The following is an 18,084-nucleotide window of genomic DNA, read 5'->3' on the forward strand; positions in this document are numbered from 1 at the left end:
TTATGCAGCAGATTTTCAATTTTCTTATTAGGAATAAGAATAACATACTATTCCTGTTCCTCTTTGCTGTATCCTTATTTCTTACCATTCAGAACCACTCATTCCAGAAAAGCAGATTTATAAGCTCTGCAAATGTTGTGACCGGAGGTGTTTATTCCTGGGCTAATAATCTCAACGCCTATTTGCATCTCGACGAATATAATGAGCGGCTTCTGGAAGAGAATAACAAATTGCGAAATATTATTTCGAATATCAACGACAGTATTTCCGTAGAAAAACAACTTGACAGCACTTCTTTCCAGGGAGATTATATGTTTCGCACTGCAAGGGTGATCAATAATAATTTTGCAAAAGTTGATAATTACCTCACCCTGAATCGCGGTGAAAAATCGGGCATTGAACCTGAATATGGCGTCATTACCAGCCAGGGCATAGTTGGCATCGTTGATCGCGTAAACGATCATTATTCCCGGGTGATCTCAATCTTAAACAGCCGTTCCAGGATTAACGCACAGCTTAAAAAAACCGATCATTTTGGAAGCCTTATCTGGAATGGAAAAGATCCCAATGTGGTACAGCTTATCGATGTACCAAGGCAGGCTCCACTGCAAAAAGGCGATACGATCATAACGGGAGGTCGTTCATTAATTTTCCCTCAGGGACTGCCCATTGGTAAAATAACCGATTTTAAGCTTGACCAGACGCAGAGCTATTACACTATTGATGTGAAATTGTTCAACGACATGACGAATATAGGCTATGTGTACGTGATTGAAAATTTGAATAAGGACGAAATAAAAGCTTTGGAAAAGGATAATAATGAATAGTACATTGCTTTCAAATATCGGCCGCTTTGTTATCCTGATCTTTCTTCAGGTTTTAATTCTCAACAACATCAATTTTGCAGGATATATAAACCCATATCTATACGTTTTGTTTATCCTTCTTTATCCGTTTACAGGAAATCAAAGCCTGTTTCTTTTCCTGGCATTCTTACTCGGTTTAAGCATTGATATTTTTGAAGATAGCGGCGGCATCAATGCGGCTGCCTGCCTTGTAGCGGCTTTCATAAGGCCTTATTTGCTTCGATTCTCCTTTGGCATAAGTTATGATCATCAGAATATCCGACTTTCCAACGCACCTATCGGAGCTAAATTAAGTTACGTGGCCCTTATGGTCTTAATACATCATTTTGTGTTGTTTTCATTGGAAATGTTTAGTCTAACACATATAATATTGATATTGAAAAAGACGTTATTTTCGAGTATATTCACGATCATATTGGTGTTTCTCAGCCTCACATTGTTCAGTAAAAAATATCGATGAGAAAAATACTGCTCTACATCACCATCTTAACCACCGGATTACTATTTATAGGAAGGCTTTTCTACCTTCAGGTTGTAGATACTTCCCTGGCAATTCGTTCACGTGACAATGCGATAAAAGTAGTATATGATTATCCGCAGCGGGGATATATTTACGATCGGGAGGGAAACCTGATGGTTTCTAACCAGCCTTCATACGATGTCATGGTTATACCACGTAACCTGAAGCCGTTTGACACTACCGAATTTTGCAGTATTCTGAATCTCACCAAGGAAAACCTCGAAAAAAAACTTGACAAGGCCAGGATTTATTCACCTATGCTTCCGTCAGTGGTGATCCCTCAGCTTACCAAGAGTGAATATGCGGTCCTTCAGGAGAAAATGAGGAAATATGAAGGTTTTTATATTCAAAAGCGTTCTTTGCGTGACTATCAGGTACATCACAGCGCAAATGTACTGGGATATATTGCCGAAGTTAACCAGCATATTATCAAAACTGATCCCTATTATATTTCGGGAGACCTTATTGGCCGCGCCGGAGTAGAAAAAACTTACGAAGATATTTTACGCGGAGTCAAAGGGGTGAAATACATTCAGAAAGATCGTTTCAATAGAGATCTGGGGCCTTATAAAGATGGGATCTACGATACCTTACCGGAAAAAGGAAAGGATATCACCATCACCATAGATTCAAAACTGCAGGAATACGGAAGTAAGTTAATGGAGCACAAACGCGGTGGAATTGTTGCAATTGAACCTGAAAGCGGCGAGATACTGGCTCTTATAACCGCGCCAAGTTATGATCCTGCAGATTTGGTGGGAAGACAGCGCTCGAAGAATTTTACCAAACTTTATTACGATTCTATTGCAAAACCTCTTTACGATCGTGGTTTGCTCGCAGAATATCCTCCCGGCTCGCCGTTCAAAACACTCAATGCCCTTATCGGCCTGCAGGAAGGAGTGGTGGATACCTCTGATAAATTTAGCTGTAACCACGGATATAGTTACGGAAGGGGAAGAAAACTTGGCTGTCACTCCCATCGTAGTCCACTTGCTATGATCGACGGAATTTCAATGTCCTGTAACTCATATTTTGCGAATGTTTACAGAAGGATCATCGAAAAATATCCCACCCCTCAACAGGGAATTGATGCCTGGAATGCACATTTGAAAAGTTTTGGACTTGGTGATTATCTGGGATCTGATCTCAATACAGGCCGCCCGGGAAAAATCCCCGATGCAGATTATTACAATCAAATCTATAATTATCCAACCTATAAATGGTATGCAACTGCTACCCTCTCAAACGCCATTGGCCAGGGGGAAGTTTTAATGACTCCTATCCAGCTTGCCAATATGGCAGCAACTATCGGAAATAAAGGCTGGTACAAAATCCCTCATATTCTGAAAAAAATAAACGGGAAGGATATTGATAATGAAAAATTCACCACTAAAAATTTTACTACCATAGATTCCAGGAATTTTGATCCCGTTGTGGAAGGAATGCACCAGGTATATAAAACCGGAACGGCCTCAAGCCTTCAGGTACCGGGCATCGAGATTGCAGGGAAAACCGGAACCGCTGAAAATTATACCAAAATAGGCGGGAAAAGGGTCCAGCTTACAGACCATTCTATTTTTGTGGCTTTTGCCCCGGTAGATAATCCTAAAATTGCCATAGCGGTTTTTGTAGAAAATGGTTATTGGGGAAGCCGTTATGCCGGGCGAATCGCCAGCCTTATGATAGAAAAATACCTAAAAGGAACAATCAGCAGGACCGACATGGAAAACTGGATTTTAAGCCACAGCCTGGAAGAAGAATATGCAAAACCGCTAAGCGGAAAACCTTTCGTAATCAATCAGTAAATGGCCAAAAGCAGCGCAGGATTTGACTGGATTAGCATTTTAATTTATTTACTTCTTGTTGGTTTTGGCTGGGCCAATATTTACTCTGCCGCCCTCGGCAATAATACCGGATCTTATTTCGACCTTGACCAGGTATACGGGAAACAGGCCTTATGGATCCTGCTAAGTTTCCTAATAATCGTCATCGTTCTTTCTATCGAGGCGAAATTTTACCAGCGCTTTGCCAGCGTCATTTATATTATTTCCCTGCTCTCTTTAGCGGGCTTATTTCTCTTCGGAAAAACGATCTCGGGAGCTACCTCCTGGTATTCTTTTGGAGGTTTGAGCATACAACCTTCTGAATTTGCCAAATTTGCCACTTCACTCGCGCTGGCAAAATATCTGAGTGACATTCAAACCAACATAAGGCGTTTGAGCCACCAGGTTAAAGCATTTATCATCATCGCGCTGCCGGCCCTGATCATCATTCCGCAACCAGATCCAGGCAGCGCGCTTGTATATGCTGCTTTTTTCTTTCCGCTTTACCGCGAAGGCCTTTCGGGTTTTTATTTGGTCACGGGTTTATCGGCAGTAGCGGTTTTTATACTTACGCTTGTTGTAGGTCCGCTTTGGGTAAGCCTGGGAGTTTTAGGGATCGCTGTGCTTATCTTTTTCAGAAAAAGAAAAAAGAGGCCGGGAAGGATCCTTATCACTCTGTTTGCCATTTTCACTATAGGATTAAGTTTTTCGGTAAACTATATTTTCAATAATGTCTTTGAACAGCGGCATCGCGACCGTTTTAATATTGTTTTGGGAAAGGAGGTAGATTCACGCGGAATTGGCTATAATACCAACCAGAGCGAAATTGCAATTGGTAGTGGCGGGTGGCTGGGTAAAGGCTGGACCGAAGGCACACAAACAAAAGGCCATTTTGTTCCCGAACAACATACCGATTATATTTTCAGCACGGTAGGAGAAGAATGGGGTTTTGCGGGGAGTGCCGCAGTGATCATTCTTTTTGTTTTCCTACTGCTTCGCCTGCTGCAACTTGCAGAGCGGCAACGCTCACAATTTAACCGGGTGTACGGTTATTCGGTGATAGGGATACTTTTTATTCATTTTCTCGTGAATATTGGAATGGTGGTAGGCATATTCCCCACGGTAGGAATTCCACTTCCATTTTTCAGCTACGGGGGCTCTGCACTCTGGGGATTCACGGTTCTTCTCTTTATCTTTATTAAGTTAGATTCTGAAAGGCTTTCCTTTTAAGAACATTGATCCATCAGCAGAATTATAGCCGCGATGATCAGGATGATAATAGGATAAATATATTTTCTCTTCATCTTCTTGAATAAAAAAGCCCCCACTATCGCGGAGGCTTTAAATTATATTTTGAAACTTTAGTCTTTAACCTTTTGTTTCCCATTGGCATCGGCAACTTTGCTTCGGGAGATATTATTGAGTTTTATATCTTCAAGCACATTGATCGCTTCTTCCATATACACATCTTTACTGAGGCTCTCGTGCCATCTTTCCCTTTTTTCCTTTAGAACAGTATCGGTTGCGAATTGTTCTTTTTCATAAGGAAGAGAAGTATAAGTAAGATTAGTCTCGTAATTTTTCAGAGCATCAAATTGTTTAGCTACTGCCTTGTCTTTTGCAGCTTCGGTAGCATATCTGTCATAGTTTAAAGGATATACATTTTCCTGGCTCTGCTCTTTGATCCATTTTGCATTCTCATCGATAAGTTTCAACTGCGGATTCTCGCTCATTCGTTCTTTACTTGCTTTTATGGCTTCCTCATAATCTACATAGCCATTCCAAACGCTGTAATCTGCAGGATCGATTTTATCCCATGGCAGCGGATTCTCCTGATCTTTTTCACCCACATCTACATAACTGTATCTATCTGGTACCACTACATCACTTTTCACACCTTCAAGCTGTGTGGAACCACCATTCACTCGATAGAACTTCTGCGTGGTGATCTTAAGTGCTCCCATATCGCCGAGATCGTTATTTCTCAGCCATCTGTTTAGGTCGATTACATTTTGAACGGTTCCTTTTCCATAGGTTTGTTTGCTTCCTATAATAATGGCTCTTTTATAATCCTGCATGGCTGCCGCAAGAATTTCAGAAGCCGAAGCAGATAATTCATTCACAAGAATTACCAGGGGTCCATCCCATACTATCTGAGGGTCTTCATCTTTAAGCACCTCTTTTTTCTGTCCGTTTGATTTTACCTGGACAACTGGCCCATCTTTAATAAATAAACCGGCAATATCCACCACGGTTTTCAAAGATCCTCCACCGTTATTTCTAAGGTCGAGTACAAGGCCTTCCATGCCTTCCTGCTTCAGGCGTATAATATCTTTTTTAATATCTGAAGCTGCATTTCGGCTTTCATAATCGTCCATATCAAAATAGAACTTGGGAAGATTGATCACTCCGAATTTTCTTCCATTCTTCTCCACCATAGAAGATTTGGCGTAAGTTTCTTCAATTTCGATTACATCACGGGTTAAGGTAACATCTTCGATGTTTCCCATCAGCTTTTTACGGAGTGTAAGTGTCACTTTAGTGCCTTTAGGCCCTTTTATAAGGTCTACGGCATCATCAAGTCTCATTCCTACCACGCTCACAGCCTCATTTTCATCTTCCTGCTTTACTTTAAGGATCACATCGCCCTGATCAATTTCATCACTTCTCCAGGCAGGCCCTCCGGAAATAACATCGGTAATGGTAATGTCGTCACCGTCTTTGATCAATCTTGCTCCTATTCCTTCTAATTTACCAGACATGGCAATATCAAAACGGTCTTTATCCTGAGGTGCGAAATAATAGGTATGTGGATCAAATTCTTCGACTATAGAATTGATGTAAACCGAAAAATAATCATCTCTTTCAAGATCATTTGTAAAGTCATAGAAGTTGTCGAGATTAGACATTGTAGATTCTCTGGCCTGTTTTTCAAGTTCGGCATCAGATTTCATTTCATAAGAAGGATCTTTCTCTTTTTTTGCCTTCTCGTCCTGCTTAAGATCGTAAAAATTAATAAGGGTGTTAAACTTTAGTTGTTTTTTCCATCTTTCCCTCATTTCTTCCTTTGAAGAAACATATTCCTGCTTATCATAATCGGTATTTATTTCTTCTTCTTCTGAAAAATCAAAAGGCCTGGAAAGGATCTCCTTATAAAGGGATTTATTCTCTTCCATTCGCTGGTTCAAAAGGTTATAGGCAAGATCAAAGAAGTTGATCTCTTTGTTCTTGATCTCATCGTCCAGCTGGTCTTTATATTTATCAAATTCCGCAATATCCTTTGCGTAAAAGAATCGCTTAGAAGGATCTAAAGATTCGAGGAAATGATTATAAACTTTTTCCGAAAAATTATCATTAATATCTTTTGGCGCGTAATGGCCCTGGTTGATCACATAGGTAATAAGATCCAGCAAGAGCTTATCTTTATTAGGATCATCGAAGTTTTTGGTAGTAAAACTACAGGCCGCGGCAGCCATAAGGAGTATTACCGCCAAAATTTTTAAATTCTTTTTCATAACTCTTTTTAATTTCGTCATCGTGTGGTTAACGTAATTATAGTAAAAACTATGCCAAGAATGACAGTTTTTGATGTCAATTTTTTGTTAAGCCACTAATATAAGCTTTCCTTCTTAAATTGTTATTTTAGCCCTATCAAAAAATAGTCTGCATGAAAAAGGAAAAACCGCTTATTCTCGTCACCAATGATGATGGTATCACCGCCCCGGGCATCAGGACGCTTATTGAAGTAATGAAAGAACTGGGAGACGTTATTGTGGTTGCACCTGACAGTCCCCAAAGCGGGATGGGACATGCGATCACTGTTAGTGATACACTCTTTTGTGAACAGGTAAGTATAAAAGAAAATTTCAATCATAAAGAATACAGCTGTTCGGGAACACCTGCAGATTGTGTTAAGATCGCGACACAGGAGATCCTTCATCGCAAACCCGACCTTTGTGTCAGCGGCATTAACCACGGTTCAAATTCTTCTATTAATGTGATCTATTCGGGAACCATGAGCGCTGCAGTAGAAGCAGGGATCGAAGGAATTCCGGCCATTGGTTTTTCCTTACTTGATTATTCAATGAATGCCGATTTTGAACCAACCAGGAAATACATAAAAACCATTACAAACAATGTGCTGAAAAACGGTTTGCCAAAAGGAGTGGTCCTGAATGTCAATTTCCCTAAACTAAAGGAAGAGGAGATCAGGGGCATTAAAGTTTGCCGGCAGGCCGATGCACACTGGGAGGAAGAATTTGACAAAAGAACCAGCCCTCAGGGAAGAGAATATTACTGGCTTACGGGAAAATTCATCAATAAGGATGAAGGTGAAGATACCGATGAAAGGGCCTTGCGGGATGGTTATGTTTCCGTTGTTCCCGTCCAATTTGACCTTACGGCCCATCATTTTATAAAGGATCTTAAAAATTGGACTCTTGATGATTAAGCAAAATATATTTACCGGATTCTTAACAGGAATTGCTGCAAATATCGCGGGTGTTCTTCTGTATGTTTCTATTTTTTCGAAAGTAGGAATGGACGCCACCCTTCAGGATGCCATCGCTAACGGATATCTCGGAAAAATAATAGCTCTTGGGGCAGTCTTTAATTTTATTCCTTTTTTCGTGTTTCTGAAGAAAAAACAGAATTATCACGCCCGAGGGGTTTTAATGGCCACTGTGGCTGTTGCTATTGGGGTGGCAATCTATAAATTCATATAAAATGAAATATTACCTCATTGCCGGCGAAGCTTCAGGAGATTTACATGCTTCCAACCTGATGAAGGCATTAAAAGAAACCGATAAAAATGCCGATTTCAGGTTTTGGGGTGGTGATCTTATGACGGCACAGGGAGGAAATCCTGTTAAACATTACAGGGAACTTGCCTTTATGGGCTTTGCCGAAGTATTGATGAATTTGCCTACCATACTCAAGAATATAAGTTTCTGTAAAGAAGACATTTTAAATTATAAACCTGACGCGATAATTTTCATCGATTATCCAGGTTTTAATATGCGTATCGCGGAATGGGCCCGAAAAGAAGGCTTCCAGACTCACTATTATATCTCACCTCAGATCTGGGCATGGAAAGAAAACCGTATCAAAAAAATACGCAGGGATGTAGATTATATGTATGTAATCCTTCCTTTTGAAGAAGAATTTTATAGCCAAAAACACAATTTTCCGGTACATTTTGTAGGCCATCCTTTGCTCGATGCCATTGAAAACCGGCCGCCACTCGATATTGAGAAGTTCAAAAATGAACATGACCTGGATGATCGCCCGATCATCGCCCTGTTACCTGGAAGCAGGAAGCAGGAGATCGAAAAGATGTTGAAGATAATGCTCAGTATAACCGAAGATTTCAGGGAATATCAGTTCATTATTGCCGGGGCACCAAGCCAGGATATAAATTTTTACCATCAGTTCATCAAAAAATCGAATGTGAACTTGGTCATGAACAAAACTTATGACGTCCTGACTTTAGCTCACGCTGCTCTTGTAACTTCAGGCACCGCTACTCTGGAAACCGCGCTTTTTAAAGTGCCGGAGGTAGTTTGCTATAAGGGAAATTTTATTTCTTATCACATCGCCAAACAAATTATCAATCTCGATTATATTTCCCTGGTGAACCTTATAATGAAAAGGGAAGTCGTGAAAGAACTTATCCAGAACGATCTCAACACCAAAAACCTTACAAGTGAACTGAAAAAAATTCTAGACGATACCGTTCGCCAGAGAATCTTCAGGGATTATTATGAACTGGAACAGAAACTTGGCGGGCAGGGTGCAAGTAAAAAAACTGCCAATCTTATCTACAACAAAGTTTTAGCCTCTAAAAACCGATGAAACTGAGAATACTTTTATTCCCATTTTTATTCCTAACCGCAATAATTTTAACTTCCTGTGGGGCAAAACATGCCGTTATCACCACCAAAGAAGAAAGCCGTTATTCCACCGAACCTAAAAGAGGTGATATCAGCACTGAAATCGCATCAAAAGTTGTAAAGAATGCCCAGAAATTTGAAGGAACGCGCTACAGGTATGGCGGCACCTCTAAAAGGGGAATGGATTGCTCCGGATTGGTGTACGTGAGTTTTCTTCAGGAGGATATATCCATCCCCAGAACTGCTCGAGCAATGTCTTTGCAGGGTGAACGATTGTTTCTAAAAGAAGTAAGCCCGGGAGATCTTTTGTTTTTTCAAACCAGTAAAAACCGAAATGTAATTAATCATGTGGGCCTGGTGGTAAAGGTGAAAAACGGGGAAATATATTTTATCCATTCCACTACATCAGCGGGAGTGATAATTTCTTTATTATCAGAAGCATACTGGAAAAATAATTTTGTAATGGCCCGCAGGATCATTTGATTTTTTTATACATTCGGAAGCTAATTCACTGCAATTGAAGAGTTTCCGATTTATTTTTCTCAGGCTCTGCCTTTACCTTATTTCAGGCCTGCTCGCAGGATTTTACACTGCTGCAACTAATACTTTCAGTTTCTGTTTAACCGGTTTCGGACTAGTCTCTTTTGCCGCCGTTTATTTTTATACCCGAAAACAGCTCTTTTACGGAAGCCTTCCTGGAATCGCCGCCTTTTTATTAATTTTCAGCATTGGCTTCAGCAGTGCGCATTTCTCAAAACCTGAAAATCAGCAAAATCATTATCTTCGATATGAAGATGAGGGAAATTCTCCCCTTTTAAAAGCCCAGGTAACTGAAATTCTTAAATCCACCGGATTTTCCAGGCGCTATGTCCTGGAATCGGAAGAACTGGTTTTTGAGAATTCAGTTAAAAAAGTTTCCGGCCGAATCCTTCTGAATCTTACCGATTCCCTACCCGCAAGAACCCTGGAACCGGGAACCTACCTGTTGCTGCCTTTTGAACCACAAAAGATAAAACCGCCTTTAAACCCGTTCCAGTTCAGTTATAAAGATTATTTAAGGCGAATGAGGATTGAACGGCAGCTAAATCTTTCCGGCAGCCAACTAAAAATACTTCCACAACCTTCATTTTCCATTTTAAGACCGGCGGGAAAAATAAGGCATTCTATCATGAGCAGTCTTGAAAGATCGAGTTTCTCTGCTTCTGAACTGGCTATTTTTGAAGCTTTGCTCCTGGGCGAACGCAGGAATATCAGCAATGTGATGTACAAAGATTATGCGGCCGCAGGAGCGATCCATATTCTGGCAATTTCAGGTTTGCACATTGGTATTCTCCTCTGGCTGTTCAATTTTATACTAAAACCAATGGAAAAATTCCGCTATGGAAAAATCATTAAAACCATTGTCCTCATTATTCTGCTATGGTTTTTTGCCATGCTTACAGGACTTAGCCCATCGGTTGTCAGGGCGGTAAGTATGTTTAGTTTTATAGCGGTAGGCATGCAGCTAAACCGTAAAACAAGTACGCTCAACAGTATTTTTGTCTCCCTTTTTTTCCTCCTCCTGATCAATCCTTTTTACCTTTTTCAGGTAGGATTTCAACTTAGCTATTTGGCGGTCACGGCCATCGTGATCTTTTATCCGTTCATTTATAAAACTATTGAAATAAGGAATCAATGGGTAGATTATTTCTGGAAACTTACTGCAGTGAGCCTATCGGCACAAATTGGAATTTTCCCGCTTTCTTTATTTTATTTTCACCAGTTTCCGGGGCTTTTCCTTCTAACCAACCTCTTTATTTTACCTCTATTAGCCATAATTCTTGGTGTTGGATTACTCGTAATAGTACTTGCAATCTTCAATATTCTGCCGGATTTTCTGGCGGAAGGATTTAGCCAACTGCTGTCTTTAATGAACAGATTTGTAAAAACCATCGCCGGTTACGAAAATCTTGTTTTTAGCGACCTCAGATTTTCCCTGTTTCAAATGCTGGTCTATTTTGTGGTTCTGATAGCATTTTTATTTCTATTGCACAGAAGAACTTTCAAAAACCTCGTTTTTCTGCTTACAGCCATTTTGATTTTCCAGGTGATAAGCATTGTTGGAATTAAAATGATCCCTTCGGAAGAATTGATCGTATTTCAAAAATCCGGGACCTCCGTAATCGCTAAAAAAGAAAATGAAAATTTGGTGGTTTTTGGCGCTCAAAAGCCTGAAGGAATTCTGCTAAAAGATTATCTGAGAGAAAGGAGGATCAAAAATCTGAAGTTTGAAGATCCTTTTTCCATCATTGAAGTTTCAGGAAAAACCGTTTTAAGCCTTGATAGTAGTGGAATTTATAACATTCCGGGCTTTTCTCCTGAAATCCTAATTTTAAAAGATTCCCCAAAAATTAACCTCGACCGACTAATTTCAACTGTCCATCCTGAGAAAATTATTGCCGATGCTTCAAATGCGCCATGGCTCCTAAAAAAATGGAAAACCAGTTGTCGGGATAAAAAAATCCCTTTCCACTATACTGGTGAAAAGGGAGCCTATATTCTAAAAAATCCTTAATCGCTATCCCGAAAAAGTACCTTTGAATTCTTCCTGATATTTTTTCCAGGCTTCATCACTTTTCATTTTTTTATAATCATCGCTCGCGAATACTTTCAAAAATATCTCGATCTGGCCCGGTGACATATAGCCTTTGATTGGAGCTATAAAATTGCCTTCTTCATCAAAGAAAACAATAGTTGGATAGGCAGTTACGCCCATCGCTCTCGCAAAATCATGAACTCCATTGCGGGAATTCTCCCTGGCTGGATCGAAATTGTTATTTTTAAAAATAGTATCCTTGTATTTTATAGTTTCATTCCCTTCCGCATTAAATTTCACCGCGTAAAAATTTTCGTTGATGTAATTGGCGACCTTTTCATTAGAAAATGTATTTTTTTCAAGCATTTTACAGGGGCCGCACCAATTTGTATAAGCATCAACAAGGATCTTTTTAGGTTCTTTTTTCTGGGCCTCCAAAGCTTCATTCATACTCATCCAATCTACTTTCTGAGCATTCAGAAATCCTATTGAGAGCAGACAAATAAGGAGAAATATTTTTTTCATTTTCAGTAATTTTCAATAAACTAAACAAAAAGCATTCCTAAAATTAATGAATTCCGTTCATCCATTTGCGGAGCAAGGGTACCAGCAATAATAACAGCAAGGCGGCACCACCCACGACACAAACCCCCCATATAAAATAGGTGTTTGAAAAGAAAGACAAGGTGACTGATACTGGTGTATCATCTGTTACCTCTTCATTGGTGGTAAGAGTCCCTATAATTCCGGCCATTTTATTGGCCAGAGCAATAGATAAGAACCAGGCTCCCATTACAAAACCAACAATTTTCGCCGGGGATAATTTTGTTACCATCGACAGGCCGATGGGCGAAAGCGATAATTCACCAGTAGTATGAAGTAAATACATCAGAGCCAGGAAAATTACGGGAACCAGGCCTTCACCAGAGGCAAAGAATTTAGCACCTATTACAATTACCGCAAAACCTAAAGCTAGCTGCGTTAGACCAAGTACAAACTTCATTGGGGTACTGGGCTCTTTTCCAGCTTTGCTCAATTTAAGCCATAACCAGGAAAATACAGGCGCCAGGAGCATAATATATAAAGGGTTCAGACTTTGGAAAATAGATGCAGGAATTTCGGTGGAACCTATTAACCGATCCACGTTCTTATCGGTAAAAATGGTTAAGCTTCCTCCGGCCTGCTCGAAAAGGGCCCAAAAAACGGCATGGAAGAAAAACAGCACCACAACTACCAGCAGGCGTTGCCCCACAACTTTATCTTTGGCAGTTAGTGCCTCATAAACAAGGTACGCGACAATTCCCAGTGAAATGATAATCAGGGCACCTGCCATGACTTCATCGAGGTCCAGCATATAAGCACAAACAGGAATAGCAATAATTGAAAGCACATAAACGCCTATTTCAGGTTTCATTCCAATGAACTTCTTCTCGCCACTGCGCACTTCCTCAGGCGGCAATCCCTTCCCTTCGAAATCCTTACTTTTTCGAGTGAAAATATAAAAAACGATAAGCCCCAGCGTCATTCCTATTCCCGCAAGACCAAAACCATAATGCCAGTTTATTTCCTGTCCCACATACCCACAGGTAAGCGTTGAAAGAAAAGCACCGATATTCACACCCATATAGAAGATAGAAAAAGCACCATCTTTACGAGCATCATTAGGATCATAAAAGGTTCCAAGGAAAGAGCTGATATTAGGCTTAAAGAAGCCATTCCCCACGATAATTAAAGCCAGTGCCGCAAAGAAAAACGGCATATTTCCTTCAAGTGACTCAAATCCCTGCAAGGCAAGGGTAAAATGCCCAAGGGCCATGAGAATACCACCCCAGATAATGGTCTTTTTAAAGCCGAGTAATTGATCGGCCACAAGACCACCAATCACGGGGAACAAATAAACCATGGCAGTATAGGAACCATAAATCCCATAGGCCTGGGTCTCCGCAACGTTTTGGGCCAGATCCATGAATAAAACCTTGGTCATGTAAAGAACGAGCAGCGCCCGCATTCCGTAATAGGAGAACCGTTCCCACATTTCGGCGAAAAAAAGTACAAAAAGGGCCTTTGGATGAGTGTCTTTATTGGTATAAATTATAAAAGGAACCCAGATGAGCACAAAAACCCATCCAATAATCATGATCCATAATGTGATATCCATGACAGCTAGTTTTTAAGTTTATTCTCTTTCAGTATCTGAAATTTCGTAGGTCTCCTGCTCCAGCATTTCCCTCTCATTATCTTCGGCTCCATGAGTCAAACGTTTTAAGGGTTTAAGCATTATTAACACTAAAGTAGCGAAACAAACAGTGAAAATTGTAATTCCTGAAAAAATTGCTATATCTCCGGCTTGTGAAGCCGCTTCTCCAACAATTCCTGCTACTTTATTTCCAAGACCTGTGGCGGCAAAATAAACCCCCATCATCAAAGAGGCATAGCGCACGGGCGCCAGTTTGGTGATAAACGAAAGTGCAACAGGAGAAGAACAAAGTTCACCAATAGTATGGAAAAGATAAGCCAGAACCAGCCAGTACATTGCAGAAGATCCCTTTTCCTGAAATTGAAGCGCTGCAAACACCATAAAAACAAACCCCAGCCCCATGATAATAACTCCAATTGCCATTTTAAAGATAGAAGAAGCCTCTTTATTCTTTAGTTTTCTTTTAGCCCAGTAATTAGCCACGATGAGTCCGAAAATAATAATGAACATCGCGTTTAAAGACTGGAACCAGGAGGCAGGAACTTCATTTCCGATCAAAGGAAGTGTGAAAGGCAGGGTTCTATCTGTATTGTCGAGGGCGTAGATATTCATAAGTCCCCCGGCCTGTTCAAAAGCACCCCAGAAAACGATGACGAGAATAAAAGACAGCAACATGACCACATACCTGTCCTTCATCACTTTGGTGGTTAAATCTTTATAAACCATCATCATCATAGCGATCACTACTGTTAGAAAAATAAAAAGTAACCCGTAAGCAATTCCCATTGCGAACATCCCGTAAAAAGAAGCCGCCAGAAGGATTGCAGAAACGATTAACTGCGGTGGAGACTGGAAAAGATCTTTAAATAATTTTCCGAGTGAAGCGCCTTCATCCATTTCGACTTTAGAAAGAAGGTTCCCCACATTCGCCAGGTGTTTTTGTCCTGCAACATAGTTGATAAGTCCAAGTGCCATCGCAATACCGGCCAGACCAAATCCATAATGCCATCCAATATTTTCCCCCACGTATCCTACGATAAGACTGGAAAGAAAAGCTCCAAGGTTAATCCCGATATAGAAAATAGTGAATCCTTTATCCCTTCTAATATCTCCTTCTTTATATAATCCCCCAACCATGGTACTGATATTTGGTTTAAGGAATCCTACGCCAGTAATAATGAGCGTTAAACCGGTATAAAAAGCCCACATTTCTTCGACTGCAAGAATCCCATGCCCGGCTACCAGTACTATGCCCCCTATCAGTACGGCCCGTTTCTGGCCCAAAAGCTTATCTGCGATTATCCCACCGGGGATGGAAGCCACATAAACTAACATCGTGTACCAACCATATAGCGCCAGCGCGTCGTCTTGAGACCAGCCCAGGCCGGCATTATCATTTGTTGTTTCACTTACCAGATACAGAACAAGAATAGCACGCATTCCATAATAAGAAAACCGCTCCCACATTTCTGTAAAAAAGAGAATATAAAGCCCTACCGGATGCCCGAAAAGCTCTTTTTGTTTTACCCTAACCTCGCTTGTTGCCATTGAATGTTTTGTTTTTTTGTGCTATTAAAAATGAAGTTGATCCTGCCCGTTCCCAAAAAAGTGGCAGTAATGGAAATGGAATTGAAAATAAAATGAAAATTTAATCCTGAGTAATCCAAACCAGGTTTCTTTTGAAAGATTATTGGAAGACCTGAAATGATGAGAAATAAAAATATTGCATGTACAGATACAATAAGTATTTCGTCGAACTTCATTTATTTAAGAAATAATTAATGAAGGCCAAGTTTACTAAAATTTCATCAAAAAAATATCATTGTAGGCATTAAAATACTAACAAACTGTTAAAATAATTTATCCGAAATAAGAAGTATTCATTTGAGGCTAAAGAATCAGAAAAATAGGAATTGTATCTTTGGGCTTCTGAAATATTAAAAAATGGCTAAACCGGTTATCGGCTTTTCGAGATTAAGCAAGAATGAAAAAATAAGCTGGCTTGCAGAAAATTACCTTCAGAATGATGCGGGTGCTGTGAAAGTATTGAAACAGTACTGGAATGAAGATGAAAAACTGCAAAAACTGCATGATGAATTCATAGAGAATACTGTTACCAATTTTTATTTGCCATTAGGACTGGCGCCAAATTTTCTTATTAATGGTTCTTACCATACCCTACCAATGGTGATCGAAGAAAGCTCAGTAGTGGCAGCAGCGAGTAAGGCAGCCAAATTCTGGAGCGAGCGTGGCGGATTCAAAGCTGAAATCCTCGGCACCCAAAAGATAGGTCAGGTTCATTTTCTTTTTACCGGAAATATTGAAAAGCTAAAGGCCTTTTTTAGCAGGATCAAACCTCTTTTTCATGAAGCGGTGCAGCATATTACTCAAAATATGGAAAAGCGCGGTGGCGGAATTTTAAACATCGAGCTGAAGGACAAGACTTCTGAAATGGAGCATTATTATCAGCTATTTGTGACCTTTGACACCCGCGATTCCATGGGCGCAAATTTCATAAATTCCTGTCTTGAAAAATTTGCCGAAGTTTTGGCTGAAGAAGCCTCTAAAGAAGATACTTTTTCTGCGGAAGAAAAGAACCTGAAAATAATCATGAGTATTCTATCGAATTACGTTCCGGAATGCCTGGTGAGAGCCGAGGTGTCCTGCAAGGTTGAAGAGCTTACCGAGAATACCGAAATGACCGGAGAAGAATTTGCTGAAAAATTTATACAGGCGGTCAAAATCGCTGAAATAGAACCTTATCGCGCAGTAACGCACAACAAAGGACTTATGAACGGCGTCGATGCAGTGGTCCTGGCTACAGGAAACGACTTCAGGGCGGTGGAAGCAGGAGTACATGCCTATGCCTCCCGAACCGGAAAATACAGAAGCCTCTCTCATGCCGAAATTGTTGACGGTACCTTTAAATTCTGGACCGAACTTCCCCTGGCTTTAGGAACAGTGGGCGGCCTCACAGGCCTTCATCCCCTGGTTAAACTGGCCCTGGATATTCTTCAGAAACCTTCTGCCCAAGAATTGATGAAGATTACTGCGGTGGCCGGTCTGGCACAAAATTTCGCCGCCCTGCGTTCTTTGGTCACTACCGGAATTCAACAGGGACATATGAAAATGCACCTCATGAACATTCTCAACCAGTATAAAGCAACCGATGAAGAAAAGAAGATCATGATAGAATTTTTCACACATCATACTATTACCCACAGCAGCGTAGTGGAACAACTCGAAAAACTTCGTTCCTGATGCAGATCTTCAGAAGCAACGGAAAAATTCTGCTAACGGGTGAGTACGCGGTATTAGATGGAGCTCTGGCTTTGGCATTGCCATCTAAGAAAGGACAAACTATGATCGTAGAATCTGCCGCGGAAGGAAAAATAGCATGGCATAATTTTGATGAAAATGGAAAGTTATGGTTTGAATCTCATTTCAGCATTGAAGCCGATAGAATTAAATCGGTAAAAAAAGATGAATTTTCACCTGATGATCCGGAAGGAAAAGCCATAGACGAAAGACTCGAACAAATATTGAATGCAGCATTTAAGCTTAATAAGAATGCATTTTCAGGCAAAGGATATAAGATCACAAATCGGCTGGATTTTAACCGAAAATGGGGTCTCGGGACCTCTTCAACGCTCATAAACAACCTCGCGCAGTGGTTAAATATCGATCATTATCTACTCCTGGAAAGAACCTTTGGGGGCAGCGGTTATGATATTGCGGCGGCATCAAATGACCAGCCGGTACTTTTCCAAATCACCGAACATGGGCCGGAAAGCTTTAAAACACACTTTGCACCAGAATTCGTTGAGCACCTTTTTTTTGTTTACCTCAATAGAAAACAGAACAGTCGGGAAGCGATCGCCCATTATCGCAAACAGTCTAAAGACCAAAATGCCGAACTGGTAAAAAAAATATCAGGAATTACCACGCAGCTTTTAGAATCGGAAAACCTGGAGCAGTTCAGGCTGCTTTTAGAAGCACATGAAAGCCTGATCTCGCAGGCGATCAAGCTTCCTAAAATAAAGAATCAATTGTTTCCCGATTTTCCGGGCACTTTGAAAAGCCTTGGAGGCTGGGGCGGTGATTTCATCCTTGCGATCGGCAACGAAAAAGAAAAGGAATATTTCCGCAGAAAAGGCTATTCTACCATTTTTGATTATACGGAACTGATTAAATAAAAAAAGCCCCACCAAA

General features: G+C 40.5%; 15 protein-coding genes. 11 read left to right on the forward strand and 4 right to left on the reverse strand.

The annotated features are described in order from the left end of the window. The first annotated feature begins 2 nt into the window (after window positions 1-2). From mreC to rodA, 4 genes are read left to right on the forward strand one after another with little or no spacing between them, the layout of a single operon-like run. The gene (mreC, locus tag C7S20_RS03005) at window positions 3-827 is read left to right on the forward strand and encodes a rod shape-determining protein MreC (protein ID WP_107011085.1); all 825 of its coding nucleotides are present in this window, start codon (window positions 3-5) and stop codon (window positions 825-827) included. Beyond that, complete coding sequence (locus C7S20_RS03010; RefSeq protein WP_107011086.1) at window positions 820-1,326, forward strand: rod shape-determining protein MreD; 507 nt, start codon at window positions 820-822, stop codon at window positions 1,324-1,326. The genes mreC and C7S20_RS03010 overlap by 8 nt, the downstream gene beginning before the upstream one ends. Then, window positions 1,323-3,191 carry a peptidoglycan D,D-transpeptidase FtsI family protein gene (locus C7S20_RS03015; RefSeq protein ID WP_107011087.1) on the forward strand — a complete coding sequence of 623 codons (1,869 nt, stop codon included), beginning with the start codon at window positions 1,323-1,325 and terminating at the stop codon, window positions 3,189-3,191. Before C7S20_RS03010 ends, C7S20_RS03015 begins: the two co-directional genes overlap by 4 nt. Continuing rightward, window positions 3,192-4,439 carry a rod shape-determining protein RodA gene (gene rodA, locus C7S20_RS03020; protein ID WP_107011088.1) on the forward strand — a complete coding sequence of 416 codons (1,248 nt, stop codon included), beginning with the start codon at window positions 3,192-3,194 and terminating at the stop codon, window positions 4,437-4,439. It abuts the gene before it with no gap. 131 nt (window positions 4,440-4,570) lie between these two features. Here the strand turns inward: rodA and C7S20_RS03025 are convergent, their stop codons facing one another. Beyond that, entirely contained in the window at window positions 4,571-6,724 is a 2,154-nt protein-coding gene (locus C7S20_RS03025; protein ID WP_193510789.1) for a carboxy terminal-processing peptidase, read from the reverse strand. Between the two features lie 152 nt (window positions 6,725-6,876). Here C7S20_RS03025 and surE point away from each other — a divergent pair, with 152 nt between their 5' ends. The 5 genes from surE to C7S20_RS03050 are packed head-to-tail and all read left to right on the forward strand — an operon-like array spanning window position 6,877 to window position 11,654. After that, window positions 6,877-7,659, forward strand: coding sequence for a 5'/3'-nucleotidase SurE (gene surE / locus C7S20_RS03030; protein WP_107011090.1), 783 nt, complete (start codon window positions 6,877-6,879; stop codon window positions 7,657-7,659). Next, window positions 7,652-7,933: a hypothetical protein gene (locus C7S20_RS03035; protein ID WP_107011091.1), complete on the forward strand. Its 282-nt coding sequence runs from the start codon at window positions 7,652-7,654 to the stop codon at window positions 7,931-7,933. Before surE ends, C7S20_RS03035 begins: the two co-directional genes overlap by 8 nt. 1 nt (window position 7,934) lies before the next feature. Next, entirely contained in the window at window positions 7,935-9,062 is a 1,128-nt protein-coding gene (gene lpxB, locus C7S20_RS03040) for a lipid-A-disaccharide synthase (RefSeq protein ID WP_107011092.1), read from the forward strand. Next, window positions 9,059-9,583 (forward strand): C40 family peptidase, encoded by a 525-nt coding sequence (locus tag C7S20_RS03045; protein WP_107011093.1) that lies wholly within the window; start codon window positions 9,059-9,061, stop codon window positions 9,581-9,583. Before lpxB ends, C7S20_RS03045 begins: the two co-directional genes overlap by 4 nt. Before the next feature lie 34 nt (window positions 9,584-9,617). Beyond that, window positions 9,618-11,654 (forward strand): ComEC/Rec2 family competence protein, encoded by a 2,037-nt coding sequence (locus C7S20_RS03050; protein WP_107011094.1) that lies wholly within the window; start codon window positions 9,618-9,620, stop codon window positions 11,652-11,654. Between the two features lie 3 nt (window positions 11,655-11,657). On the opposite strand, the gene C7S20_RS03055 is transcribed toward C7S20_RS03050, so the two are convergent. From C7S20_RS03055 to C7S20_RS03065, 3 genes are read right to left on the reverse strand one after another with little or no spacing between them, the layout of a single operon-like run. Beyond that, window positions 11,658-12,200: a thioredoxin family protein gene (locus C7S20_RS03055; RefSeq protein ID WP_107011095.1), complete on the reverse strand. Its 543-nt coding sequence runs from the start codon at window positions 12,198-12,200 to the stop codon at window positions 11,658-11,660. A 43-nt stretch (window positions 12,201-12,243) separates the two neighbouring features. Beyond that, window positions 12,244-13,833 carry a peptide MFS transporter gene (locus C7S20_RS03060; protein WP_107011096.1) on the reverse strand — a complete coding sequence of 530 codons (1,590 nt, stop codon included), beginning with the start codon at window positions 13,831-13,833 and terminating at the stop codon, window positions 12,244-12,246. Window positions 13,834-13,851: 18 nt separating this feature from the next. Then, window positions 13,852-15,420 carry a peptide MFS transporter gene (locus tag C7S20_RS03065; RefSeq protein WP_107011097.1) on the reverse strand — a complete coding sequence of 523 codons (1,569 nt, stop codon included), beginning with the start codon at window positions 15,418-15,420 and terminating at the stop codon, window positions 13,852-13,854. Window positions 15,421-15,816: 396 nt separating this feature from the next. On the opposite strand from C7S20_RS03065, the gene C7S20_RS03070 reads away from it, so the two are divergent. Beyond that, a complete protein-coding gene (locus tag C7S20_RS03070; RefSeq protein ID WP_107011098.1) occupies window positions 15,817-17,133 on the forward strand; it encodes a hydroxymethylglutaryl-CoA reductase, degradative in 1,317 nt (438 codons plus the stop codon). Then, window positions 17,133-18,068 (forward strand): GYDIA family GHMP kinase, encoded by a 936-nt coding sequence (locus C7S20_RS03075; protein ID WP_107011099.1) that lies wholly within the window; start codon window positions 17,133-17,135, stop codon window positions 18,066-18,068. Before C7S20_RS03070 ends, C7S20_RS03075 begins: the two co-directional genes overlap by 1 nt. The last annotated feature ends 16 nt before the right edge of the window (window positions 18,069-18,084 follow it).

Origin of the sequence: Christiangramia fulva (genome assembly GCF_003024155.1) — a bacterium.
In the GTDB taxonomy this organism is placed as follows: Bacteria; Bacteroidota; Bacteroidia; order Flavobacteriales; family Flavobacteriaceae; genus Christiangramia; species Christiangramia fulva.